Genomic DNA, 24,869 nt, shown 5'->3' with positions numbered 1-24,869 from the left:
CGCCATGTCCGCAGCGCGGCTAGCTGCCCTGCATTTCTCAGCTACTTCTCGCGTAACGTAAGGGAGCGATAACACCGCGGATCCAGGGCTGGGCCTCATGCCCTCGGTCGTCATGACCCACGTCTGTCTCAATCCAAAGTAGTACGGCATTACGTTTTCCAGTGTCAGATACGGCGTTGACGAAGCACAGTTACAGCGATCACCGGAACCGTCAGGCCGCCCCAGCGGGGGCCAAACCAGAGTGCGGCATCTGCCCCGTGCGCGAGCCAAAGAATGGGAAGCGCGAGCAAGCCAGAACCGGCAAACACCACGCAGTCGCTCCATCGCGGCAGACGTTCGGTTTTCGCAACTGCTTTCATGGTCTGCTCCGTTTTCCTACAGTTCGTGATTCGCGAGCCACATCAGCGCGCCATCACGCTCGCTACCCGCGATGCCCGTCCACATACGACCTTGCTCATCGACCGCGATGCAGCCGGGTCGCCAATGCTCAGGGTTGCGCAGTTGGTTCACCCAACCTTGAACTTCACCTTGAAACAACACCACAACCCCACCCTTACCTACCAGCGCTTCCTGTTCGCGGTAGCGACGCGCGTCATCGATCATCGTCTTTGCGTCCATCGTCGTGTTTTCCTTGCTACCGTCATCGCTGCGACACGACGGCGGCCGATTCCCGGGCAGTCGTATCGGAAAGATCATCGTGCTGGGCACCCGGATAGCCCTGTGGCCAAGTTTCCGCCTCTTGCTCGGAGCGGATGTAGCAGTCACACACGCGTCGAGGCCGGCTGCGTGCGGCAAACGGCTGATGGGCTGTACCGCGTCCCGGCGCAGCTCGGCCCGGATCTCGCCCACGAGCTCGCCGCGATAGTGCCGGCGCAGCGCATGGAAGTTCGACGGCGACAGCCCGTAGCGAGGACCGTCCGGAAGCATCACCGGCACTTCGCCTCCTCCCGCCACGAGCTCGGTCACCCGCGCGGCGTACCCGGTCGGCGACGACGTCACGCTCACGCGGTAGGTACGCGAGGTGCCGGTTAGCGGACTGCGGGACTGGAATTTGAAGCTTCTGGTTACGGATGCTGACATGGGATTTTCTGTTTTCCGCCCCATCAGTGGTTCGAGCGAACGATGGCCGCCAGCGCGTCGGCTTCGGTTGCGAAAGTCGCTTCGCGCCCATCACGCCCCTCATGCTTTCGACTGTCGAATAAGGCGAGCTACCATTGCGACGCCGATAGCAGCTAAAGGGACAGTTGGCCCCAGCCTCTTCGGCGAGCTCTGCCAATTAAAGAGTCAGATCGCTTTCGACTGTTCATCAACATCATTTTCAAGAACCTTAGCGGCAGGCTTCAATAATCCGCATGAGATCAAATACTCGACGTCACCCTTATGGCCGCGTAAGCCCTCGAACATGGCTTCTTCGGCCGTGTAGGACCAGACGGCGTTGTCGACCGGATCCAATGCTGGCCCAGAAACCGTGAGCGTTCTTGCACTCATTTGTTTGACGCGAGCGGTCGCGAAAGGGAAAGATGGAAGCTTGTAGGTAAAGTTCCGTTCTTCTTGCAGCAGACTCGGCAAGGTATTTGCCTCCTTAACGAGATCGCCCGGGACATCCTGCGCGTTCTGAAGGCGTGATGCAACTGCCAATCGAGCCTTCAGCGCTGCTATGGCAGGAATCGCGAAATCGCGCATACGGAAGTACTGCGCCATCTGCATCGAGAGGGCGTTTTCACCCGTCTCACGAAGTAGCTTGCTCTGACCATCTGATGTGCCAGTACGGAGCTTCTGGTGTTGGCAAGCTAACTTCGTATAGTCTACGGCGCTTCGCTCAAATCCTTGAGCCATGTCCGCTGCAATGAGCAACTGGCGAAAATCAGCGTTCAAGTAGTCGGTTGCCGTAACAACTTCCGTATATGCATCGGTGTTCATTACGCCTGCCATCTGATCCCGCTGCCTCTCCAGCTTCACGAGCGGCGACTTGATTGGTCTGATACAACTACCTTGCAGTTGGCTATGAAAGACAAAGGCTTTGCCGCCCATCGACTCGACGCATTTCCCATAGACACCCTGCAGTTCGTCGAGTGTCAAGACTACCTGCTGCAATCCGGATACGGTCGTACTCCGGTTTGCGTCCCTGACTGCGAGCCATTGTTCGATACGATGCGAGGCGAGTATGCCGGCGGCACCGGTGGAAGTTATCAGTAGAGCGGCCGTCACGATGAACTTCAATGAAGGTTTGCGCCACCATTGTCCATAGAAGGCCTCCATCACCCCGGGGCAGCTGCGAATCTGGTCTGACATCGACTGCCAGGCCCATAGCGTAACCGGAAACTTGCCAACGGCCTGGCGGTTTCCGCTAAGGCCGATGACGTATTGCTGGAGGACTGCGTCCTCGCTTGCGGTCGTGACGATATAAAACTCATGGAGCGGACGAGGGTACGTTTCTGCTTCTGCGATTGCATCGTCAATTTGCCGTTGCGTAAGCTTCTTCCCCATGGATGAGGCGCGGCCCTTACATTGCACGCCGATCAAAACACCAGTCCGCAGGCGCCCCAGGACGTCAATTCCGTTTTGCCGCTGCCCACCACGTCCGAATCGGGTGAACTTAGCATCGAACGCTTCACTGAAAACCGCTCGGGATAGTCTCTCAAAATGTTGCCAGTCTGCGGGCGCTGGGATATCTACTGACGTCGGTGATGTCATAAAACCTCGAGAATTTCTCAAATCTTTTTGCCGGCTGAAGAGTGTCACATCGATTGCGATGGTCTTCCTTTCAGTCGTCATAGTCACGTTCTTGGAGGCGTAACATCAAGACTCATCGCTTTGACGTGTCAGAGTGGTAGCGGATCTGCCTTTCCAATCCTTACCAGTTGCCGCAGCATGATGCGAGCGATTGCATCGACGCTGCTGCCACCGCGAGCCGTTGCTTGTACTCCTCCAGCATCCGTGTGCACCGAGACGACTCCATCGACTTCGTGGACGTCTGCGACATAGCGGAGGCCACCCTCTTCAATTTCGACTTTCATGTCTATTTTCCTATGTGATCTGCCGGCGTTCGATGCGGCCCTTCTCGCCGACAACGAGGCCGATTGACCAAAGCACATTAACAACGATCTTATCGAAGACCGCTAAAGCTATTTCGAGCGCGTTGTCGGCAGCAGCTGCGTCGCACGTATACCCCTTGTGGATGATGTCGTTCCGCAGTTCTTGTACGCGCCTGCACTCATCAATGAGCGCAACTGAAACGCCATCTCGACTTACATTTGTGATGTCTAGATTGGCCAGATCCTGAAAAAGACGCGAGAGCAGATTCCGGTAGCGGTCAAAACCTGTCTGTCCAAGTGCGTGCTTGACGATGATGTCAGCGAGACCCTCGTTGTGGACTAAGCCGTAGACGATTGGCTGCAAGAGTGTGGCCTTCAACAGCAACTCAATCGTCGTCGCGAAAAATACGACAGCGGCTGAGTGATGTCCGTTTGCCGTCAGGCACTTCGCTTCTTGGAGTGCATCGACGGCGGGCCTCATAACCATTGGATTGGCGAGATAGTACGACGTCAGTCGATCCTCCGTGAACTCGCCAATCGCCTGGACGCGGTGCTCCGGGTACAACTCATCGCCGATGCGTTGGTACATCTCGTCCCACGCCGCGTCATGCTCGTCGTAGCTCATCGCTTACCTCGAATTTTCCGATTAGATCGTGAAGAAATGGGCGACGCCCGCCAAGGCCGTTCCTATGGCGACGCCGAGCGCGCACACAACCCCTATTTCCCACCGCCTCCGCTGGGCGATGGCCCGGCGGATCGGTCCTTTATTTACGACGCCAGGTGCAATGAAGTAGACCGTAGCGCCTCGCTCATCGTGAACGGTACGCACGGTTCCGGCGTCCAGCGCCGTCGCCAGGGGCGCCGGCATTGGCAAGTAGGTCGCTAGTATCCAACGAAGCGTTTTCGTCGGGGTTTTCCGTTGTCATTTGCGTCGTCGAGCAGGTTCTTCCCACCACCAAACACGAGCACATTCCCCAAGCTTCGATCGTACATAATCGCGCAGGCTACCGACTGGATCTGCGTCGCTCCAGGTCGCCAGCTCTCGCCTGAACGGAGACCTGTCTTCGCTATCAACGCGTGGACGCCAACGCTTAGGTTGTGCTCCCGAGTGAGACTCTGTTACCTCGATTTCCATCACGACGTATCCCGGGCCAAGGCGCACCACGATTGCCTTCAATCGCCCCGATGCCGCCAAGATTTGAGCCAAGACTAGATCGAGCTGGTAACCAGCCAACTCGGAAACCAACACAAGCTTCGAATGTTCGACAGGCGGCCCACCTGCATCACTTTCCCTATGGAGCGGGTGCGACACCCCTATGTGGAAATCCGCATTGTTACTTTTACCAGTCATACGCTACTTCCATTCTCCTTGGTGTTCGAGTGTGGTCAACGGCCATCGCCTCAGGAGGCTGAGCGGGTCATGCTGTCGACGAGCCTCTTTTCGGACACCTTGAATATCACATGAAAAATCGACCAAATGAAGCCAGCCGCAGTCGAGGCAAGGACGAACCCGATCCAGGCCATCTTGTCATGATTTTGATTCACGTCATTAAACGCGATCACTAAATCTGTGAACGGTTTCAGGAGTCCGGCGGTGAGAAAAAATAGAACTGCCGCCGCACCAACCATCTTGCACCAAGCACCAATTGTCGCGAATCTCGAGGACGGAGGACTGACTTCGCATCGGGCACTTGAGTCGCCGCGATCGGATAGCGTATCCGTTTCGGCATCCGCCGAGCGAAATGGAATAGCGCGGCTTCCCACTTTGCTCGCTCCCAATCATGTTTCAACAATAAAGCGATGCGTTGCTCGACCTCTTCCATCTTCCGATGCCGCTCAGTGGAGGAGCAGCTCTCGAGCGCACGAACGGCGTCGACGAGCGCCTGATCCTCCTGATCGACAGGGTTTAGGTTCAGTGCAAGTTGATTCCGTAAAACTCGTATCGCTCGCACGTTGCCTGTACCGACGGCCTCGGTAAGCTCCCGAGCGATCGCACGAAGCATATCTCGCCAGTTGGCTCGGTGCTTAATGACATTGTCGGTCAGCGCATTACGTCCAGTAACGTGCATAGTGGAGAAGACAGATAGGACTGATGCGATGACCGTCGATGTCAGCACGACGCCAAGCAGGGTTGGAGCTTCCATGTTTTCTTCGGTCCCGGCTACCGGCCGATGCGGGCGCTTCCGCCAGTTGAGTTCTTCCAATTTCCCTAGCTAAGTGGTTCACGCCGCAAGCGACGGCGACTGCAGCACCGCGAACGGTCCTGGTCGCCCCGTATCCGTTCGAATTCTCGACACGATGTTCTCGAGCAGGCCCGGTCTGGCACTTCCGAACACCACTAAGCCGAACGCGGATCCGAACCTCGCCTGCAAGACGAGAATGCTTCGATCAGGAGCACTCGAAAGTTTGTATTCGAACTGGTCGTTGAGAAGCCGACCGGACCGTTTCAGGGGCGGCGCCTCGCCTGCCAACGACTGCAGTTGCTCGAAGACGGGGTATCGTCCTTCGCGAAGTAGGTCCGCGTTAGTAAACCAGTTGAGAAGTAAACAGCCGTCGCTGGGAAATGGCGCGCCCGCATCCTGGTAGTAGATACCTTTGGCTAGCTTTCGCGCAAATACACAGACAGCGTCGTGCAATTCGACAGGCACCCTTACAGGGCCCGCTTGCTGATGTGTCTGACCTGACTGCGGAGCAATCCCAAGGTCACGGTTTGCCCGTCGAGCCTCGACTGGGGATGGCATCATCTTCTGAAAAAATCCCGGAAACTGCTTGTTCACTGCTTGCATCAGGCCACGATGGCTGCCGTCCATGTCCCCACGATTGTGGAACGGATCCATCCTCGCCAGTACTGCTACGAGTAGATCTTCGTCACTCGAGCCCGCATTGCAAGAGTCACAGGACGGAAACTCGAATCCCTCCGGCCACTGCCGAAACTGGAACATCGCGCGCGGCGGACAGTGCTCAATCGTTGTGGCGGCCGCATTCCCACCACAAAAGGCACACACGCTATGCGCTTCCAAGAAGCTTCGTCGGTGACGTGCCGCTGCGCCCATATTCCCGCCTCTTCGCTTTTTCCTTTACCGCTTCCCGACGGCCTTGGCCGCCCAAGCTTTGGCGCCACTGACAATCGTCGGCTTACGTGCCGTTTTCTCCGCGCGACGCTCAGTGACGATCTCGGTACACGTATCTATGCATTCATCGCAAATTGCGGCATCTCCAATGCCTCGCACGAGCAGGGCCGCAACATGCTGGCTGTTTCCGCAAAAGTCGCAAAGCAAAAGGTCATTGGCGCTTTTCATCGCGTACCTCGGGTTTTCCGTGCTCAACGGGAAGCCAGGTGGAAGAGCACGTAGACGCCCCACAAGAAGTAAGTGACCGGCAAAACAGGGGCGAGCCAGCTCATGTGCCGCTCGAATAGTTCTCGAATGGTGCTATAGAAGCCGCTGACGAGTGCGAGCGCGCCGGCCGTCAGCGAAAAGACATGAAATGATGAGAGCGCCGGAATAAGAAAATACAGCACGATGAGCAGCAGCGCTGTCGAGCCTAGCCAACCCTCGACATCGAGGCTGTGGCTCGCGTGCCCGGCGTCGATAAGGCACATCGCCGCGCGGAACTGTTCGAAGATCGTCAAGATAAGGCACGCGCCGATGCGTGCTTCGCCAGAGTCCTCGACGTTCGCGCGTGCGATCAGCTTTTCAAAGTTTCCGAGCGTCACGGCAGCAGCGCCCCGGACCGGTTCCGGCCTTGTCATAAGACGTCCTTCAGTTCGATGTGCCCTTACTGTTTCCGGTTTAGACGGTGCGCTTATGGTCGTAGTCTTCGAGGTCCGGCAGTGAGTCAATCGAAGGCTCGTAGCCCCGGTTGATGTACACGTTGGGATCGACCGGCCGCTCCATTCCCGCGTCGTCTCTCACCTGGACGCTATGAACGACTCCTGTGCTAAGCCTTTGCACATACAGTCCCCGTGTTGCCATATCCGTTCTCGATTTAACCCGGCATCCGGCCGGTGCGTGCGCTTGCGCGCCGATTGTTTTCCGATGGATGGAACTTCAACGCCATTCGGGTGTGTGACCGTTGAAACCGCAACGGTCGCAGGTCCAGAACTGACCGTTCCCGGACGTTTCCATGACGCTGCCTTCGATATGTCCGTAGCGCTCACAAACCTCTTGCGGCGTGTGCGTCAATTCATAGAGCCACTTGAACATCGCTTCCCCTTGTTTTTCTATGCGGATGCCGGTTTCCGTCTCCTCGCAGCTAGCTGTCGCTCGATATCGTCACGGGCGTAAAGGCGCAGATTTCCGCGTTATCGAGTAAGTTCTGCGAAGACGTCCGGATAACCGTAGTTGACGCTCCCTCTATTGCCAGGGTTACCTGGTGATCCGGCATTGCCCGGATTCCCGCTATGGCCGACGTTTCCGTAGTTGCCCATGTGGCGATTGACGACCATGTCTTCGTAAAGCTCCCCGACATACGGGCCGCTTAGCTTGTGGACGTGTGTGCCATGAATTTGCCCAATCGCATTGCCCCGCATATCGTGGATAAACTTGCCACGGATGAAACCAACCGCGTTGCCGCGCTGGTCATAAAGGTATTGCGCCATGCGTGGCCCTTCACGTTGTTTTCCGATCTCAGCAAACGGCGTAGGCGCGCAGTGCGTCGCTGGCCGTGCGTTCGTACATCCACACCTTATCGGGGCCGTCTCCGCACGTTCGGGCAATGACATTGGCCAGATGCGATACTGCACTACGCCCTGGCTCGCCCATTTCGGCCGCCATGAGTTCGACCAGAACTGCGGCGGCCGAATGCTCGTAATCTTGCCAGCGGATCGCGTTGCCGCGCGCATCGCCCGGCTTGTCTGGCCGTTCGCCGCAAGCTACGCAGGTTGCCCGCGCTACAGCCTCCCGGACACGTTTTCGCAGATCATCCACGAGATCTTTCCTATACAGGGAATTTTGCTCGAACAACGGCCGCGAGCCGTTCATGCGACGCCCTATTGGCCGGAAAATTGCAGCCTGGAGGGGCAATCGCCCCTGCAGCGAAAAATTCACTCACTCCACATGATCGCAGCCGCTCCTTTGCCTTATTGCCCAACGCAGCGACTACGGCGTTCGGGAACATAGCCAGTTGCGCGTGCAGGAAACGCGCTCCACACTCGCGTACAACACTGATCGGCACCGATCCGCCTTCCTTGCTTGCAGAACATAACACCGAGTCAGTGATCCAAGTCCACCGCATCTGCGTATTAAAATCTGCATCTGGCCAGCACGCGTCGAGCAGCTCGCGCACGCGTCGGTGAAACAGATCCTTCCCCGTCTTGAAAGCCTCCCAGGCATACCGAGCAGCCGATTCTTGGCGCCCACGACTAGAGCCGTCGTCCATATGCGACTCGGAGTGATGGGGGTCACCCGGCTCTGCCATCACGAGCACGAGACGGACCTCAGCCAGCTCCCCGATTGCTCCACAGTATCCACGCGGCACATGCCCGCGCTCTGGCGCCCAGGAAACCTTGTTTCGGCATCCACCCGCCAAGCCCGCGCACGGCTCATAAGCTGGTGCCAAGCAGTCTAAGAGATCCGAGGATGGGAGGATGCGACTGGCACTGCCCGTCGTATTCATGTTCATTGTTTCGGCGTTTTCCTATCGTACTGTGCCGTTTTTGCAGTGACCACACCACATGCCCTTGCTGGAGCTGCACACCGCGGGTCCGCCGCAATGCGGGCAACGGATCGAGATTGCTCCCAGGTTCATTCCGTTTTCCTTCCCGTTAAATCCCGAGCGCGCGGCATGCTTCGGCCCACGCCCACGCCTCCCGCTGACCGTAGCCGAAAACCTTTCGGCCGTTCGGCTTCAGCATCACCTTGAATCTGACATTCCCACCGACGAACGTTCCGGTCTCGCGGATCGCGACCGCTTCAGGGTCACTTCGCCGGTAACCGATCCTTCGCGCGCTTCATATTTTCCGACTGATTCGCGGCCTGCCCAAGTACGCCCCCCACTGTTGCTCGCCTGTTGGCAATACAGCGGTGAGCAGCCCTAGTCGTTGGACGTCCCAACTTGAAGTGTGCAGGCCCGAACAAATTCGCGCCCCAGCACAGTGGCCCTTACAAACGTGAAATTTTTGGGCCCTGTCGAGCTACCGACACTTATACATCCCTCCCTTTCGAGAATCGCGAGCGCTAGAGCCATGGCGTGCAGCGGAACGGCTGGAGTTGACGACCCGGCAGATTCGCCGGTCCGTCCGCAGGCCACGTGAGCACGGCAAGGCGGACGCGATCGATGTCGGGACACCGGGCGAAGGACGCTAACCGCTGTCAGGGCCCGAGTGCCGCCGATCGATGACTGTTCCGTTTCCCTCCACCAGGTTGACGGAACAATCAGACCCAAGACCCAAGCCGCAAGTCAACCGATGCGGGCTTGTCAGACACACAACAGCCCGAGCGAGATGGCCTTCGTCACCGCATGACGACGGCCCTTGGCGTTGAGCTTCCGAACGACATTGCCGATATGAAAATTCACGGTTCGCTCGGTGATGCCGAGAATCTCGCCGATCTCCCAGCTCGTCTTGCCGGCGGAACACCATTGCAGGCATTGCCGTTCGCGCGAACTCATGCCCGACATCCGCGTGGTGCCCTGCCCTTTGGTCTCCCGCGCGATCATGGTGACCTTTTCCTCGATGTACGCGCAAAGCAGACTGAGTTTCGCGGTCTGGCCGAGGTCGTGCGCCGGGATGCCTTCAGAGCCGTCGGATGCCACACTCAGCACGCCGATGTCGCCGCGATGGCCGCGCACCGGCAAGCTCAGGCCGTGAACGAGACCGAAGCGACGCGCGTCCGCTTCGAGGCACCGCTGCTCACCGGAGCTGTACATCGCGCGCTCCCATCGCAGCGGCAGCGAGGACGTGCGTGCGTGGGCGAGTATCGGGTCGATGTTCGCGTAGCGGCGCTCGGCGTAGACATCCTGCCAGGCCGGGCAGTTCGAGATGATGTGACTGAAGGCCGTCTCGCCGGCGGACCCGGACGAGACAACCGAATACATATAAGTTTGGTATCCGGCCTCGCGGCAGAAACTTCCCACGTGGGCCCCGAGCTCCTCCATCGTCTGCGATTGAAGGATAGGCATGAATTCGTCTACCAATTCAAACTCCGTATTGACTCTTCACTGATCTCGAACGTAAGCACGCATCAACACCATCGGAAACGCCGCGCTCGCCCGCCGACAAGCGGCGCCCGCGCGGGTCGATCCGGTATTTCATGGCCGGTACTCGGGGCGAGTCCGGCTGGTGCCGACGGTACGGGAGCGGTTAGCTGCCCGACGCACTTTCGCGCAGCTCGCGCACCTGCTCGACACGTTCATGCACGGCGGCCGACGCGACCGGCCCTGCCTTGAGCAGGACGCGATCCACGGTAATCGGCTGCAGGTCATTCCTGTCGACGACCACGGATTCCAACACCCGACCGCTCTCCCGATCGATCTGCTGAACCGCGACACCGTCGTTGACGAGGTACTTGCTCCCCCAATCGAACAGCACGACCAGCAGCGGGAACAGGTCGATGCCCATCTGCGTCAGCACGTACTCGTAACGCGTGGGTCGCGTCATGTAGCGCCGGCGCTCCAGCAGGCCCTGATCGACCAGGCGTTTCAATCTGCGCGTCAGCGTATTGGTCGCAATCCCGACACTGCGCTGGAATTCGTCGAAGCGTGTGCACCCCTGCAACGCATCCCGCAGGATCAGGAGCGTCCACGATTCGCCGATGCAGTCGAGTGCGCGCGCGGTCGGGCACTCCATCGATTTAAAGCTGGTCGTTCTCATGGCGTGAAGGCTAACATCGTGACTTCTAATATGCAAGTGACTATCCGGACGGATGCCCTGTGGCGTCAAGGGCGTGCCGGACGGGCGTGTCCGGCACGCCCCTGGATCAGGCGTCTGCCGGCGGAGGGCCGAATATCAGCGCGGCATTCGTTCCGCCAAAGCCGAAGGAATTCGACAGCGTGTAACGCACCGGCCGCGACTTGCTGCGGTTCGGCACCAGATCGAGGCCGTCGCATTCGGGGGCCGGGCGATCGAGGTTGATCGTCGGCGGTGCGACCTGGTCGCGGAGCGCCAGCAGCGCGAACACCGCTTCGACGCTGCCGGCGGCGCCGAGCAGGTGCCCGGTCGACGCCTTCGTGGCGGACACCGACGCACCACCGAACAGATGCTCGCCAAACACGCGTTTCAGCGCGGCGATCTCGGCCAGATCGCCGGCGGGCGTCGACGTCGAATGCGCATTGATGTAGTCGATGGCGTCCGGCTCGATGCGCGCACGCTTGAGGGCGGCCAGCATCGCGCGGGCCGCGCCGTCGCCATCATCCGGCGGCGCGACGATGTGATAAGCGTCGCCCGACATGCCGTAACCGATCACTTCCGCGTAGATCCGGGCGCCGCGCGCCAGCGCATGCCCGTATTCCTCGAGCACGACCATGCCGCTGCCCTCACCCATCACGAAGCCGTCGCGGTCGGCATCCCACGGCCGCGACGCACGCTCCGGCGTGTCGTTGAAGCCCGTGGACAGCGCTTTCGCCGCGGCAAAACCGGCGATCCCGACCTCGCACGCGGCGGCCTCCGCGCCCCCCGCGATCATCACGTCCGCGTCGTCGAGCGCGATCAGGCGCGCCGCATCGCCGATCGCATGGGCACCGGATGCGCATGCCGTGACCGTCGCGTGCGTCGGGCCGCGAAAGCCGTACTTGATCGAAATCTGGCCGGCGGCCAGGTTGATCAGGTTCGATGGAATGAAGAACGGCGACAACCGCTTGCCGGGCGCGCGCTCGATTTGTCGCGACCCAGCCTCGATGCCCGGCAGGCCGCCGATCCCCGCACCGACCATGACGCCGGTGCGATTCTGCAGCGCCCGGTCGTCCGGATGCCATTGTGCGTCGTCGAGCGCTTCCGTGGCGGCCGCGATTGCATAGACGATGAACGGATCCATTTTCTTGACTTCCTTCGCCTCGACCCATTCGGTCGCATCGAAGCCGCCGTCCCGCGCATTGCCGGCGGGAATCAGCCCGGCGATCTTGCAAGGCAGATTCGACGTGTCGAAGCGATCGATGGTCGTGATGCCGCTTCGACCGGCGAGCAGGTTCCGCCACGAGTGTTCGACACCGACGCCGAGCGGAGTCACGAGGCCGAGCCCCGTCACGACGACACGCCGCAATCCCAGCGGATGAGGCAGTTGGGGAGTGTTGGGATTCATTGAATTCTCCAGTTGGTTCGCGGTGAATGACCTTGACGCGGGCTCATCGGCTGACCTCGAGTTCGACCGCCTGGTTGCAGAAGCGACCGCCCAGCACACACGCCGACACGAGCACCAGCGCGGACGTCGCGACCGGGAGGACGATCGAGTGCGGCTGCAGCAACGAGGTCACGATCGGGGCGACGCCCCAGGCAAGCGCATTGATCGACGAGACGACGCCCAGCACCTGCCCCTGATCGTCGGCAGTCGCGCGGTTCGACGCGATGCTGAGCAGTGTGACATAGCAGTTGGAGACGGCGAGCGCGAGCAGCGGCACGGCCGCCCAGAGGCTGACGGGGGCGTCGACCAGCATCACCAGTGCGATCAGGACCGGTTGCGCGATCAGGCTGCCCATGAGGTTCTGTCGCGGTGAAAACGCCTTCGCCAGTGCGGGAATGATGAACAGCAGCGACACGGCGAAGCACGCCGAGTAGAACGACAGCAGCATCGCCTCCCAGAACGCGTCGAATCCATACCGCAACAGGGAAAAGGCCGACATGTAGTTGAAGAAGATGTAGTAGCCGGTCAGGAACACCGCGAGGATGACGAGCGGCGTGCGGAGTACCGGCGATGCCGCATTCGCGACGATGCGCCGCCATGCGCCGGTGCGTCGCGCAGGCGTGGTGCCGTCGTATGCGCGACGATCGGAGAAGAACGCGATCACGAACGCGAGCGTGAGCGCCGCCAGGGCGGCACCGATGACGAACGGCAGCGCGACGCCGAACGCACCGCCGCCCGTGCCGGAAAACACACCACCGATGACCGGCCCGATCGCGAATCCCACGCCGTTCGCCGCCGTGATCATGCTGAGGTTGCCGGCTTTCGTGTCGGGCGTGCTGATGTCGATGACGGCCGCCTGCGCAACCGGCAGGCTCGCGGCGGTCAGGCCGCAGATCGCGCGGCCGACGAGCACCCCCCACAGACTGCCGGCGTACACGCCGGCAGCGGTGCCGAGCATGCCGAGCGCGTTGCCGCCCAGGCACAGCAGCAACACCCGTTTGCGGCCGTACCGATCGGACATGTCGCCGAGCAGCGGCGACGCGGCGAACATGGCCAGCGGATAGAGCGCCAGCACGATGCCGTAGATCTGATAGCGCGTGGCCTCGCTCACCGACGCTGCAAACAGGCCGGTTTCGTTGTTGAGCAGCATCGGCGTCAGCGCGGGAAACACGATGCCGATGCCGGCGGCATCGACAAAGATGGTCAGGAACAGCGACGCAATGGCAAGTTTGGATGTCTTCATGGTCAGCGTGCGGACGGACGGGCAACCGTCCATCCGGGTTCAGGGAAAAGGATCAAAGCGCCGCGAGCCGGTCCAGGCAAGCTGCGGTCGTGTCGAGCAGCCAGCTGCCCGAGTCGTCGGCGGCCGGCATTTCGAGCCGGCCGAGTTCGTCGAGATACGCGGCATGTTCGACGGGCCGCCCGCACCCCACGCCGTCGCCGAGCGCGCTGTACAGCGGCAACATCCTGAAGAACGGATCGGATTCGGGCGTCTCGTCGCGGGCACGGGCCACCCATTCGGCGGCCGGTATCCCGCGCAGCGTCGACCCGTTGCGCAGCCGCGCCACGATCGCGCGAAAATCCAGATCGTCGATATGTACGTTGCGCACGGCCGACATCATGGTGACCTTGCTGCGACGGACGATGTAGCGGGCCACGTGTTCCGTCGGCATGACCGGCACCGCAACGGGAAGATCCGGGTAAGCGCCCATCGCCACGCACTTGTTGCTGAACGCGACGAAATGGTTCTGCCGTTTCAGGTTCGGATCGCGGTCGTCGATCAGCAACGGCAGCCGATAGATCGACGTGGGATAGCCGTGCAGTACCGATTGCGCGAAGCAGGCTTCCGCCACGAACTTCGAGCGTTCGTAACCCGACGACAACGCGCGGATCGCCGCGTGGTCGAGCCATTGTTCCGGCAGCGATCCCAGCTCCGTGTACTGCGTCGAAATGTAGTGCACGTGGGCGACTTTCGCGGCCGACGCAAACGCCAGGACGTGCCGGCTCGCGCCGACATTGCCCTCGCGCATGAAGGCGTAGTCGGCCGCGTGATTGACGTGCGCCGCGCAATGCACGACCTGCGTGACATGGGTCAGCAACTGCGCATGGCTGTCGTCGTCCATGCCGAACCGCGGCAAGGTTGCGTCGCCGCGGCAGATCCGGACACGCGCGACCGGCAGCGCGCCGCCGAACATGGCGCGGTAGCGGGCGTCGAGACGCGCGCGCGCGTCGTCGTCGTCGTTGCCGCGCACCAGCACGTAGACGTCCGCGTGCGTTTCCTCGAGCAGCATCCGCAGGAGCCACGCGCCGAGGTGCCCGGTCGCGCCGGTCAGCAGATAGGCGTCCGTCGCCTTCGCCGCCGTCCCCGTGAATGCCGGCAGCGTCGCGGCGGCCGCCAGATCCGCCGCATACGGCGCATCCTCCTGCCGGCTGACGGCGTCGTTCGTCGTCGTCGCCTCGTCGGGCCGGTGCGCACATGCGGCAAGGAAACCGTCGATCGTCGGGTTGGTCAGGAAGCGGCTGAAGTCGACCTTCAGCGCGAGCTCGCGTTCGGCGGCGAGGACCATGCGCGTCAACGACAGCGAATCGCCGCCGAGCTGGAAGAAGTTCTCGCGGGTCCCGATCGAGGCCAGGTCGAGCTGTGTCTTCCATAGCGTGCACAAGGCCGCCTGTTCCGGCGACAACGCCTCCGCCGCGTCGGCGGGACGCCGTGCATCGGCGTCCTGCTCGATCCGGGCCAGCACGCGTTCCGTGAGCGCCTTCCGGTCGACCTTGCCGCTGCTGTTCGACGGAAATGCGTCGAACTGCATCAGGCGCCACGGCACCATGTAATCCGGCAACCGCGCTTTCGCGCCGGCCAACACGGCAGGCTCGTCGAACCCGTCCGCAATGACGCAGCCGACGATCTGCCGTCCGACTGACGAGGCGGCGCCGACATCGACCACGAGTGCGCTCGCGTGACGGACGCCCGGGTGCGACATCAGCACGTGTTCGATCTCGCCCAGCTCGACCAGCAGCCCGCGCAGCTTCACGCGGAAATCGTTGCGACCGATGTAGTCGAGTTCGCCGTCGCGCCGCCATTTGACGATGTCGCCGGTGCGGTACATGCGCGTCGCACCGTCCTGATACGGATTGGCGGAGAACGCGTCGGGCGCCTTGAGCGTGCCGATGTAGCCGCGCGCCACGCCGCTGCCGCCGAGGTACAGCTCGCCGGGCACGCCAGGCGGCACCGGGCGGCCGCGTGCGTCCAGCACCCAGCAGCGCACGCCGTCGCAGGCGACGCCGATCGATGCGCCCGGCCCGTCGGGTACCCGGGTGCACGCATGATGCGTCGCATAGATCGTCACTTCCGTCGGCCCGTACAGGTTGTTGAGCGTCGTGGTCGTGCCCGATGCGAGCCACGCGCGCACCACGGGCTGCATCAAGGCCTCGCCGACCGAAATCACATGGCGCAGCGTCGGGCAGCGGGTGAGCGGCTCGAGCAGCAGGTTCAGCAGCGACGGCACGGTGCTCATCATGGTCACGTCGTGGCGTACGCACACGGCGGCGTGGCCGGCCGGCCCGTCCGTTTCGTCCATCAGCACGACGACCCCGCCCGTCATCAGCGGCAGGCAGAATTCGGGCACCGAGATATCGAACGTCAGAACCGTCCCTTGCAGGAACCGGTCGCTCGCCGAGAAGCCGAAATGGCGCTCCATCCAGCGCAGGCGCTGGGTCAGGCCCAGATGCTCGACCAGCACGCCCTTCGGATTGCCGGTGCTGCCGGAAGTGAACAGCACGTAAGCGAGCTTGCCGCCGCGATCGGCGTAGTCGCCGTTCGGTTCCAGCCGAGCATGATGCTGCACGCGGCCGGCTTGCACGACGTCGCAGTCGATTGCGGTGTGGTCCGCGCGAAGCACGACGTTGCACAGCCCCAGCGCGTCGCGCTCGGCGAGCGCCTGCCGCACGTCGTCGGACAGCCGGTGCCGTTGCGTCAACACCATTGCGCAGCGGGCCGTGTCGATCATGTAGCCCGTGCGCGCCGCCGGATGCTTCAGGTCGAGTGCGACGTACGCGGCAGCGCATTTCCAGATCGCGAGGATCGCGATGATGGATTCCGGGCACCCGAAACGCGGCATCAGGATGCCGACGGTCGTCTCGCTGCCGACGCCCTGGCTTTGCAGCGTATCGGCCACCGTATCGGCCAGCGCGTTCAATTCACGATAGGTCAGCCGTCGTTCGCCCCATTCGATGGCGACCGCATCCGGCGTCTCGTGCGCGCGCCGGGCGAACTGCTCGTGCACGCATGCCGTATCGCCCGGATCGACATCCCGCGTGTCGCGCGGCACCGGGCCGTGCCCGGATGCCAGCAACTGCAGCTGGTCGGCCGGCAGCATCGTGATCGAGCCCACTTCGCGTTCGGCATGACCGGGGTCGGACAACGCAACCAGCAGCGTCGCGTAATGCTCCGCGATCTGTTCGACCGTCGCGCGGTCGAACACGGCATCGGCGTACTTGAGGTCGATCGCCCAATCGTGCTGACGTTGCGTCACCCACGCACTCAGGTCGAATTGCGCTTCCTGCTGCGTGATGTCGAGCGGTGTCGCGTCGCACCGGGCACCGACGTCGACCACCATCTCGGAGGCATCGAAGTAGTTGAAATACGTCTGGAACAGTCCTGCCGAACGGCTGGCGGAGCGCAGGCGTTCGTCGCGCATCAACAGCGCGAGCGGGACGTCCTGGTAATCGACCAACTCGAACAGTGCACGCCGGACCCGGTCGACCGCCGCCGTGACGGTCTGGTTTTCGTCGACTTCGCTGACGAGCGGCAGCACGTTGACGAAATGGCCAACCGTGTTGCGCCAGCGTTGTGCCGAACGACCGTTGAACGCGACGCCCGTGATCACGCGATTCTGGTTCGAGTATCGCGCGAGCAGCAACAGCCACGTGGCAAGATGCACGGCCGCGCGCCGTCCGCCCGGCATCGCGTTGAGCTGGTCGGCCAGGCGCCGCGACACCGGTACGCGCACCGTGCCGCCGGTCTTCGCGCCCTGCTCCGTGCGCACCCGATCCACCGGCAGGTCGACGCTGACGGGGACGCCGTCGCCGTCGATGATCCGCTCGACGAAGAATGCGCGTGCGGCCGTCAGGGTCGTCGCATCGAGTGCCCGTTGTGTGGCCACGAAGTCGCGATAGGGTGCATCGGAATCGACCAGCGGTGCCGTGGTGCCGCACATCGCCTGAAGAAGCTGGACGCCCACGATGAAAATGGTCGCGGCATCCATCACGAGGTGATTCGACGTCACGACCAGATACCATTCGTGCGGCGACACGCGCAGCACGTTCACGCGGGTCGCGAAGTCGGTCGCGAGGTCGGGCGACGCGGCCAGCAACGCCTGGATCCGGGCGTCGACGTCGACACCCGATGCGGCGTCCTCGGTCGCGATCGCGCAACGCGAGAACGTTTCGTCAAGCGAATGAATGACGTATCCCGGCTCGTGCTCGACTTCGTCGAAGGTCGCGCGCAGCAATTCGTGTTCGCCAAGCAGCGCGCGCCATCGCGCCGCCAGCCGAGCCAGGTCGAGCCCCTCGCCGGCCACGCGCCAGCCGACTGCGCAGTTGTAGGCGCGGCTGTCGCGGTGGCGGATCTGCTCGTACCAGATCGCGAACTGATTGTACGAAAGCGGTACGCGGGCCGGTGCACCGCCCTCCTTCACGGGCGCGGCCTCGGCGGGAGCCGTCGCCGTCGCCTGGCTCATCGACTCCACCAGCCGGTCGTGGATATCGGCGACCGTCGCGCTGTCGAAGAACAGGCTCGCGGGCAGGCTCAGCCCGAGCCGCCCCTGCAGTTCGCTGCGAATCCGGATCGTGCCGACCGAATCGAGCCCGAGTTCGTCCAGCGTCGACGTCCTGGCAATCTGGTGCGGCGCATGGCCCGTTTCCGCGGCGATCAGCCCGGTCAGCAGCGCGAACGCGCCATCGGCTGTCGTCGTGGCCGACGCCGGCCCGATCGCGGCCGCGTCGCGTGTCGCGAGCGTGTCGCCCGATCGTGCGGGCGCTTCCGGGACGACGCGATAAATCGCCAGATGCGCGCCGTGCCCGATGCGCGCCATCGCGGCGGTCAATGCCGCGCAGGCGGCTTGCGGGGCGAGCGGTTGCAGCCGTCGCAGCGAACGCGACGGCGCGCGCGCCCCCACCCGCTTCAACATGCCGGTGTCCGCCCACGGCCCCCAGTCGACCACGATGGCCGGCAGGCCGAGCGAAGCACCGTGCGCGGCCAGCCGTTGCAGCCCCGCGTTCGCGATCGCATACGAAATCTGGCCCGGCGACTCGACCAACGACGCCAGCGACGAGAAATACACGATGAACCCGATCGAAGGCTGCCCGCACGCGTAGTCGTGGAGCACCGAGGCCCCGCGCAACTTGGCGCCGAGAACGGTGCCGAGCTGCGCCGCGTCGGTGTCCAGGATGTTCCGGTCGGCGGTCGCGCCGGCCAGGTGAAAAATGCCGTCCAGTGCGCCCGCTTGGGCAGTCAGCCACGCACCGTCGACCTCGGCGGCGGCGAGATCCGCGACGAGCAGTTGAATCGTCGCGCCGGACCGCTCGCGCAGGCCCGCCACCCATCGGTGATCCTCGTCGTCCGGCGTCAACGCGCGTCGGCGCATCAGCACGAGGTTCCGGCATCCGCAATCGTCGACAAGATGTTCGACGAGATGTTTGCCCGCCCCGCCGAACGCGCCGGTCACGAGGTAGCGGCCGTCGCTGCGCGGCTGCAGCGCGTTGTCGCCATCGGCTTCCGGCAGGCCGGCCACGGTTTCGCGGCGCGCCAGCCCAGCGTCGTCGATACGCCATAGCGGTGTCGCGATGCGCCGCGACGTGATGCCCGGCTTGACGTCCCGTACCGCCAGGATCGCGTCGACGACGCGATCGCCCGCGACGGCGACCTCGAGCTGTGCCGCGTCCAGCGCGGGCAGTTCTGCCTGCAAGTGGACCGCGAGCGCCTGCATCGTTGCCGCGCCCAGCACGTCCGGCGCCGCATGACCCGTCTCCGTCACGAGGCAGACCTGTAGCGGCTGTCCCGGTTGCCGGTCCGACACCGTCTCGATGCTGCGCCGCACGTCTCGAACGAAAGCGGCGACCGCGCCGTAGGACGCTGCGCCGGACAGCCACGCGTGAGGCGCCCAGACGACGATCGTGCGTACTCGTGCGCCGTCCGCGTGCGGTTCGTCGATCGGCTTGCCGTCGCGCTGCGACGCTCCCGGCAACGCGAGCAAGCGGCTTGCCGCGCCGCGCGCGGTGAGGCCCTCGTGCCAGCGATCGGGCGCCGGTGCATCCGCCGGTGCGAGCAACAGCCACGTTTCGCCGGCCAGCGACGCGCCGGCCGACAATGCCGGGGCACCGTCGCGCACCCATTCGACCCGGAAGTGCACGTCATGGCGCTCGGCGGCGCTTGCCGACAGGCGCACGCAGGTCACGCCATGCAGTGTGGCAACGTCCCGGCCGGATTCGTCCTGGACGAACACGTCGCCGACCAGCATCGTGTCGCTCGACTCCCGAAGCACGGCCCGGCAAGTCAGCGCCGACGACCAGCGCGCGTGCGGATCGATCCGGATCGACTCGAGTGCGACGGGGGCATAGGCGCTCTCCGGACGGCCTCGGCATACACCGAGCGACTGGAAGCACGTGTCGATGAACGCACTGTGACTGAGCGGCAGCGCCGGCTGCGCGTCCGGCGGTGCGATGCGGCAGCGTACCTCGGTGTCGCTGACGCGCTGGTAGGCGGCGATCCGCTGGAACAGCGGGCCGTACTGGACGCCCCGACGCGCATATTCGTCAAAGAACGCGTCCGGGCGCACCCATTCGCCTGGCTGCTCGTCGAACCGGCCGCTCGACGGCGGCAGCGGCGCGTGTTCCGCTGCGACGTGCACGCGCGCCAGTTCGGCATCGCCATCGTCCGGCAGCCGATAGACGATCGTGTAGCGGCCATCGTGCGCGGGACCGGTCACCTGGCAGGCCACCTCGTGCGTCGCCGCCGGATCGTCGAAGGCGAGCGGCCGGCTGACCGTCAGATCGTCGAGCTGAATCATCGCGCCGGCAGGACCCTGTCGGGGCGCGCGCGCGATAGCCTGCATCGCGAGCGCGACACCTGTCGACAGGTAGAACGCGCCGGGCACGATCGCCCGGCCGTGAATCCGGTGCTGATTGATCCAGTTCAGCGCGGGCGTGCCGAGGTCGACCTGCAAGGTCGCGCGAAAGTCGATGCCCGACCAGGCCGGCGCATCGCGCAGCGGCTGTGGCGGCGCGGCGCGGGTGCTCGCGCGGGAGACCGTGTGCGGCCACGAAGCCGGTTGCAGCAGCGTGTGGTCGAAACGATATGTCGGCAGTTCGACGAACGGCTCGGCGGCCCGCGCATCGCCGAATGCCTGCATGGCCTTCCGGATGTCCAGTGCGCCGCCTTCCGCGAGGCGTCCTGCGGCACGCAGGAACGTTTCGTCGTCGGCTCCGCGCCGGTCGATGCTGGGCAGGCACGCCAACCCGCGCCGTGCCGCCCGCGCGGTGGCCGCGACGAGGCCGCAGAGCACCGGACGCGGCCCGATTTCGAGCACCGCGTCGACGTCGTCGCCGACGAGCCCGGCAGCGGCCGCCGCGAAATCGACGGGCCGCACGATCTGTTCGGCCCAGTAGGCCGGCGAACCCGGTGCCGCGTCCATTTGCACGGACCCGACCCACCCTTCGACGGAACTCACGAAGCGGACGGACGGTCGCGTCGCCGCGACGCCGCCGGCCAGGAGGCGCGCCGCATGCGCGGCGAATTCGTCCGCCGCGGATTGCATCAGCGGCGTATGAAATGCGCCCTGCGTGTCGAGCGGCAGGGTCGTCAGGCCTTGCCGCCGGGCATGCTCCGCGGCGGCCTGCACGGCCGCCTCGGCCCCGGCGACCACGGTCGATTCCGGTGCGTTCAGCGCCGACAGCCACAGCGCGGCCGACGGCAGGCCCTGATTGACTTCGTTGATCAGCGCCTCGACGATCTGCCGCGGCGCAGCGATCGACAGCATCTTTCCGGGGCTGACCGTACACGCCCGCTCCATGGCATCGGCGCGCGCCAGCACCAGGCGGGCCGCCGTGTCGAAGTCGAATGCGCCGGCGAACCACGCCGCCGCATATTCACCGACACTGTGCCCGAGCACGGCGTAGGGCCGGCACCCGAGTTCCTGCCAGAACCGCGCGAGTGCGCATTGCAGGACGAGCAGCGAGAGCTGGGACGTCCGCTGTTCGCGCACGAGCGGCAGCGTCGCGCCCGCAGCCTGCCCGGTGGCCAGCATGCGCGGCAGCAACGGCGTGCTCCAGCCGACGATGCTGTCGACGTGATCCGCGAATTCCGTGAGTAACGCGCGGAATCGCCGGTTGGCGTCGAACAGGCTGCGAGACATGCCGGCGTACTGGCTGCCCTGCCCGGTGAAGACCATCGCGACGCGCTGCAGCCGCGTCGTCGGGGCCGGTGCGGTGCGACGCTCGCGTAACCGTTCGACCAGTTCGGCCGGGTTGCCGGCCGCGACCGCGATCGACGCATGCGGCCACACCTGGCGGGTCGCCAGCGCCGCGTCGCACAGCGCGTGCAGGTCGATATCGGGCGATGCCTCGATCGCATCCGCATAGGCGTCAGCCAGCGCCTGAACCGACGCCGGCGTGCGGGCCGACAGGAACAGCAGGCTCGCGCCGCTGCGGCGCTCCGCCGCCGGCGTGGTCGCCCGATGGGCGCGCGACTCGCCCAGCACGACGTGCGCGTTGGTGCCGCTCATGCCGAACGAGCTGACACCCGCGATCAGCCGCCCGTGCGGATCGCCCGGCTGCCAGCACGTGGCAGTCGCAGGGATCACGCCCTGGAAGCGGGCAAGCGGCAGATCCTCGCTGATATCGTCGGCCATGCAATGCGGCGCGAGTTGCCGCGCGGACACGCACAGAGCCGCCTTGATCAGGCTGGCGATCCCGGCGCTTCCCTCGCAATGGCCGATATTGGCCTTGACCGCCCCGAGATACAGCGGATGCATGCGCTTGCCGAACACGTCGGCGAGCGCCGACAGCTCGATTCGATCGCCGAGGTCGGTGCCGGTCCCGTGTGTTTCGACATAGGAGACGTCGGCCGGCGTCAGCGCGGCGCTCGACAGCGCGTCTTCGATCACGCGCCGCTGGGCGGCCTGCGAAGGCGCGGTGATCCCGTTGCTGCGGCCGTCGCTGTTCACGGCGCTGCCGAGCAGGTTCGCGTAAATCCGCTTGCCGGTGCGCACGGCGTCCGATTGGCGCATCAACACGACGGCGCCGATGCCTTCGCCGCGCGCGAAGCCGTCGGCGTGTCGCGTGAAGGTCTTGCAGCGACCGTCGGCGGCCAGCATGCCGGCCTGCGCCAGATCCACGCTGTAATCGTGCGTCAGCATGAGCGACGCGCCGGCCACGATCGCCGCGTCGCATTCGCCCGCGGCCAGCGCGCCGAGCGCCTGGTGAACCGCCACCAGCGACGACGAGCAGGCGGTATCGACGACGAATGCCGGGCCTTCGAGGCCGAGGTGATAGGCGATCCGCCCCGCGGCCATGCTGCCCAGCGCGCCGCGGCTCAGGAAGCCGTTGTAGTCGTCGCTGCTCGCCATCCGGCGTGCATAGTCGAGCGTGCTCAGGCCGACGAACACGCCCCAGCGCTGCTTCCTCAGCGACGACGGGTCGATGCCCGCGTCCTCGATGGCGTGATAGCTCGTTTCCAGCAGCAATCGATGCTGCGGATCCATATAGATGGCCTCTTTCGGCGCGATCGAGAACACCGCCGGATCGAATGCCCACGGCGAGCGGGCAAGGAAGCCTCCATGCAGCGCTTGCGGCGGCGTCGCGGCGCCGTCCGCGCCGAAACGGCCGGCCGGCATCGGCCCGGTGGCTTCCCGCCCGTCCAGCACCACGGCACGGAAAGCATCGAGCGAATGGGCGGTTCCGGGCAACTCGCACGCCATGCCGACAATGGAGATTTCCTCCGGTACCCGTTCACGCTGCTTCATTGCTCGACTCCGTCGTTGCGTTGTGTTTTTCCGTTCCGTTCTGCGCGTCGATCTGTTGCAGCATGCATTGCACCGAACGGCAGGCGCCTTCGAAAAAGCCCTGCAGGTCCGAATAGGCCTCGCCGCAGATATGCACGCGCCGGTTGGCCGGATCGGCGCCGATGCCGAACGCGGCCAGTTGCCGAATCACGTCCGCCGAGCGGTAGCCGGGACGCCAGAAATGCACGCCGGCGCCGAACGGCGCCATGCTCCAGTCGCGAATGCCCCATTCGAGGATGCGCGGCGTGTCGTCGCGCGAGAACGTCTGCTGCAGCGTCCGGACGAGCGCCGCCTTCAGGCGCTCGCCCCGGTTGCGATACGGGGCCGACTGCCAGCCGCGGCGGCCTTCTTCCGTGTCGATCAGGTTGGCCCAGTACTGATGCCACGGTTCATCGCTGTAGAACATCGCCATGCCGTACCGCTCAGGCTGGCTGGGATGGACCTCGAAATGAGCGGCCCGAACCATCGCGCCTTCGCCGCTGCCTGGCGGCGTGTCGGCGTTCCACCACGGGTCCTCGACCACGCAGCATGCCCACGTGATCGGGAACGGGACGACGGCATCGAGGCTGGCGGTCACGGCCGGCGGCAGGCAGCGGGCAAGCGCCCGGAGCGGGCGCTGCGGCAGCGCGAGCACGACGCGCCCGCACCGGACGACGACGCGGCGCCGCTCCGCAGTCGACACCTCTTCGATCGTCGCGGCGATGGCGCCATCGGGCTGCTCCGACAAGTCGACGAGCGCGTGATCCACGACCACGTCGACGCCCAGTGCGCGCACCGCGCGCCCTGCGTAGTCGATCAGCGTCTGCATGCCGCCGACCGGCAGGTAGGACGGACGCTCGAGCAGGCGCAGGTCGAGCAGCGTCGCGATCCATTCCGCGGCATTCGGGTTCGCGTTCTTGAAGTTGTAGAACGCCCCCTTCTCGCGCGTGAACTCGACCGCTTCATGGCTCAGTACGTTCGACAGCACGTTCCAGATACCCTGCTGGTAAAGCGGCACGCCCCCGAACTGGGCGTGCGTCCGGAATCTCGCCAGTGCCTCGGCCCGGCCGGGCCGGTCGAAGCGGTCGCCGTCGAGGTCCCACTGGTCCGCGACGATCACGCGCACCGCATGCATCAGCAGCGCCCAGGGCGGATCGTGCGCGCGCGGATCCGCCAGCAGCGCGCGCTCGTCCTCGGTCAGCTTCGCCGCACACGGACGGATCGACGAACCTGCCTCGTGCGACGAAATGGGTTGCACGGGTACGCCGAGCGCCTGCACGAAGGTGTCGACGAGCGGCTGAAGATCGGGCTCGATTCGCACGGCGCCGTATTCCGCACGGAATGCGCCGGCGAGCATCTCGTCGGTCTGCACCCGGCCGCCGATGCGAGACAGCATCTCGACCAGGCGAACCCGCAGTCCGGGGTGACGCTTCTTCAGTTCATAGGCGGCATACAGGCCAGCCAGACCGCCACCGGCGATCAGTACATCGGTATCCAAATGAATTCTCCGTCTGGAAGGCCCGGTG

The 24,869-nt window shown here is 64.2% G+C and carries 18 protein-coding genes; all 18 read right to left on the bottom strand.

Features of this window, described 5'->3' with window-relative positions:
- Positions 1–164: 164 nt before the first annotated feature.
- Positions 165–359, bottom strand: a complete 195-nt coding sequence (locus tag CFB39_RS09360; RefSeq protein WP_089472843.1) for a hypothetical protein — start codon at positions 357–359, stop codon at positions 165–167.
- Positions 360–375: 16 nt separating this feature from the next.
- Positions 376–618, bottom strand: a complete 243-nt coding sequence (locus CFB39_RS41140; RefSeq protein ID WP_089473259.1) for a hypothetical protein — start codon at positions 616–618, stop codon at positions 376–378.
- 666 nt (positions 619–1,284) lie between these two features.
- Complete coding sequence (locus CFB39_RS09350) at positions 1,285–2,775, bottom strand: hypothetical protein (RefSeq protein ID WP_144030245.1); 1,491 nt, start codon at positions 2,773–2,775, stop codon at positions 1,285–1,287.
- 47 nt (positions 2,776–2,822) lie between these two features.
- Complete coding sequence (locus tag CFB39_RS39280; RefSeq protein WP_144030244.1) at positions 2,823–3,017, bottom strand: hypothetical protein; 195 nt, start codon at positions 3,015–3,017, stop codon at positions 2,823–2,825.
- A gap of 10 nt (positions 3,018–3,027) precedes the next feature.
- Positions 3,028–3,660, bottom strand: coding sequence for a hypothetical protein (locus tag CFB39_RS09345; protein WP_089472841.1), 633 nt, complete (start codon positions 3,658–3,660; stop codon positions 3,028–3,030).
- 955 nt (positions 3,661–4,615) lie between these two features.
- The gene (locus tag CFB39_RS39275; protein WP_144030243.1) at positions 4,616–5,179 is read right to left on the bottom strand and encodes a hypothetical protein; all 564 of its coding nucleotides are present in this window, start codon (positions 5,177–5,179) and stop codon (positions 4,616–4,618) included.
- 78 nt (positions 5,180–5,257) lie between these two features.
- Entirely contained in the window at positions 5,258–5,872 is a 615-nt protein-coding gene (locus CFB39_RS39270) for a hypothetical protein (RefSeq protein WP_144030242.1), read from the bottom strand.
- A 240-nt stretch (positions 5,873–6,112) separates the two neighbouring features.
- Positions 6,113–6,334, bottom strand: a complete 222-nt coding sequence (locus tag CFB39_RS09330) for a ClpX C4-type zinc finger protein (protein ID WP_089472838.1) — start codon at positions 6,332–6,334, stop codon at positions 6,113–6,115.
- Positions 6,335–6,357: 23 nt separating this feature from the next.
- On the bottom strand, positions 6,358–6,786 hold the full coding sequence (locus CFB39_RS40165) for a hypothetical protein (protein WP_179257660.1): 429 nt from the start codon (positions 6,784–6,786) through the stop codon (positions 6,358–6,360).
- A 298-nt stretch (positions 6,787–7,084) separates the two neighbouring features.
- Entirely contained in the window at positions 7,085–7,240 is a 156-nt protein-coding gene (locus tag CFB39_RS40160) for a hypothetical protein (protein ID WP_179257659.1), read from the bottom strand.
- A 98-nt stretch (positions 7,241–7,338) separates the two neighbouring features.
- On the bottom strand, positions 7,339–7,635 hold the full coding sequence (locus tag CFB39_RS09320; protein ID WP_089472837.1) for a 4-fold beta flower protein: 297 nt from the start codon (positions 7,633–7,635) through the stop codon (positions 7,339–7,341).
- Between the two features lie 28 nt (positions 7,636–7,663).
- Positions 7,664–7,963: a hypothetical protein gene (locus CFB39_RS09315; RefSeq protein WP_089472836.1), complete on the bottom strand. Its 300-nt coding sequence runs from the start codon at positions 7,961–7,963 to the stop codon at positions 7,664–7,666.
- Between the two features lie 1,489 nt (positions 7,964–9,452).
- Positions 9,453–10,169, bottom strand: coding sequence for a LuxR family transcriptional regulator (locus CFB39_RS09305; RefSeq protein WP_089431111.1), 717 nt, complete (start codon positions 10,167–10,169; stop codon positions 9,453–9,455).
- A gap of 166 nt (positions 10,170–10,335) precedes the next feature.
- Positions 10,336–10,881, bottom strand: a complete 546-nt coding sequence (locus CFB39_RS09300; protein ID WP_218829804.1) for a helix-turn-helix domain-containing protein — start codon at positions 10,879–10,881, stop codon at positions 10,336–10,338.
- Positions 10,882–10,951: 70 nt separating this feature from the next.
- Positions 10,952–12,235: a beta-ketoacyl-ACP synthase II gene (gene fabF / locus CFB39_RS09295; protein ID WP_218829805.1), complete on the bottom strand. Its 1,284-nt coding sequence runs from the start codon at positions 12,233–12,235 to the stop codon at positions 10,952–10,954.
- A gap of 76 nt (positions 12,236–12,311) precedes the next feature.
- Positions 12,312–13,550 carry an MFS transporter gene (locus CFB39_RS09290; protein ID WP_179257658.1) on the bottom strand — a complete coding sequence of 413 codons (1,239 nt, stop codon included), beginning with the start codon at positions 13,548–13,550 and terminating at the stop codon, positions 12,312–12,314.
- Between the two features lie 52 nt (positions 13,551–13,602).
- Entirely contained in the window at positions 13,603–23,325 is a 9,723-nt protein-coding gene (locus CFB39_RS09285) for a hybrid non-ribosomal peptide synthetase/type I polyketide synthase (RefSeq protein ID WP_089472833.1), read from the bottom strand.
- Positions 23,312–24,841 carry an FAD-dependent oxidoreductase gene (locus tag CFB39_RS09280; RefSeq protein WP_179257657.1) on the bottom strand — a complete coding sequence of 510 codons (1,530 nt, stop codon included), beginning with the start codon at positions 24,839–24,841 and terminating at the stop codon, positions 23,312–23,314. Before CFB39_RS09280 ends, CFB39_RS09285 begins: the two co-directional genes overlap by 14 nt.
- Positions 24,842–24,869: the final 28 nt, after the last annotated feature.

Origin of the sequence: Burkholderia sp. AU6039 (assembly GCF_002223365.1) — a bacterium.
Classification (GTDB): domain Bacteria; phylum Pseudomonadota; class Gammaproteobacteria; order Burkholderiales; family Burkholderiaceae; genus Burkholderia.
This window is presented reverse-complemented; position numbering and strand designations above follow the sequence as displayed.

Excerpts from the sequence above, each read along its gene's own strand:
- CFB39_RS39270 (WP_144030242.1), bottom strand. The coding sequence starts at position 5,872 with ATGGATCCGTTCCACAATCGTGGGGACATGGACGGCAGCCATCGTGGC.
- CFB39_RS40160 (WP_179257659.1), bottom strand. The coding sequence starts at position 7,240 with ATGTTCAAGTGGCTCTATGAATTGACGCACACGCCGCAAGAGGTTTGT.
- CFB39_RS39275 (WP_144030243.1), bottom strand. The coding sequence starts at position 5,179 with ATGGAAGCTCCAACCCTGCTTGGCGTCGTGCTGACATCGACGGTCATC.
- CFB39_RS09360 (WP_089472843.1), bottom strand. The coding sequence starts at position 359 with ATGAAAGCAGTTGCGAAAACCGAACGTCTGCCGCGATGGAGCGACTGC.
- CFB39_RS09290 (WP_179257658.1), bottom strand. The coding sequence starts at position 13,550 with ATGAAGACATCCAAACTTGCCATTGCGTCGCTGTTCCTGACCATCTTT.
- CFB39_RS09350 (WP_144030245.1), bottom strand. The coding sequence starts at position 2,775 with ATGACGACTGAAAGGAAGACCATCGCAATCGATGTGACACTCTTCAGC.
- CFB39_RS39280 (WP_144030244.1), bottom strand. The coding sequence starts at position 3,017 with ATGAAAGTCGAAATTGAAGAGGGTGGCCTCCGCTATGTCGCAGACGTC.
- CFB39_RS09345 (WP_089472841.1), bottom strand. The coding sequence starts at position 3,660 with ATGAGCTACGACGAGCATGACGCGGCGTGGGACGAGATGTACCAACGC.
- CFB39_RS09330 (WP_089472838.1), bottom strand. The coding sequence starts at position 6,334 with ATGAAAAGCGCCAATGACCTTTTGCTTTGCGACTTTTGCGGAAACAGC.
- CFB39_RS09285 (WP_089472833.1), bottom strand. The coding sequence starts at position 23,325 with ATGAAGCAGCGTGAACGGGTACCGGAGGAAATCTCCATTGTCGGCATG.
- CFB39_RS40165 (WP_179257660.1), bottom strand. The coding sequence starts at position 6,786 with ATGACAAGGCCGGAACCGGTCCGGGGCGCTGCTGCCGTGACGCTCGGA.
- CFB39_RS09320 (WP_089472837.1), bottom strand. The coding sequence starts at position 7,635 with ATGGCGCAATACCTTTATGACCAGCGCGGCAACGCGGTTGGTTTCATC.
- CFB39_RS41140 (WP_089473259.1), bottom strand. The coding sequence starts at position 618 with ATGGACGCAAAGACGATGATCGATGACGCGCGTCGCTACCGCGAACAG.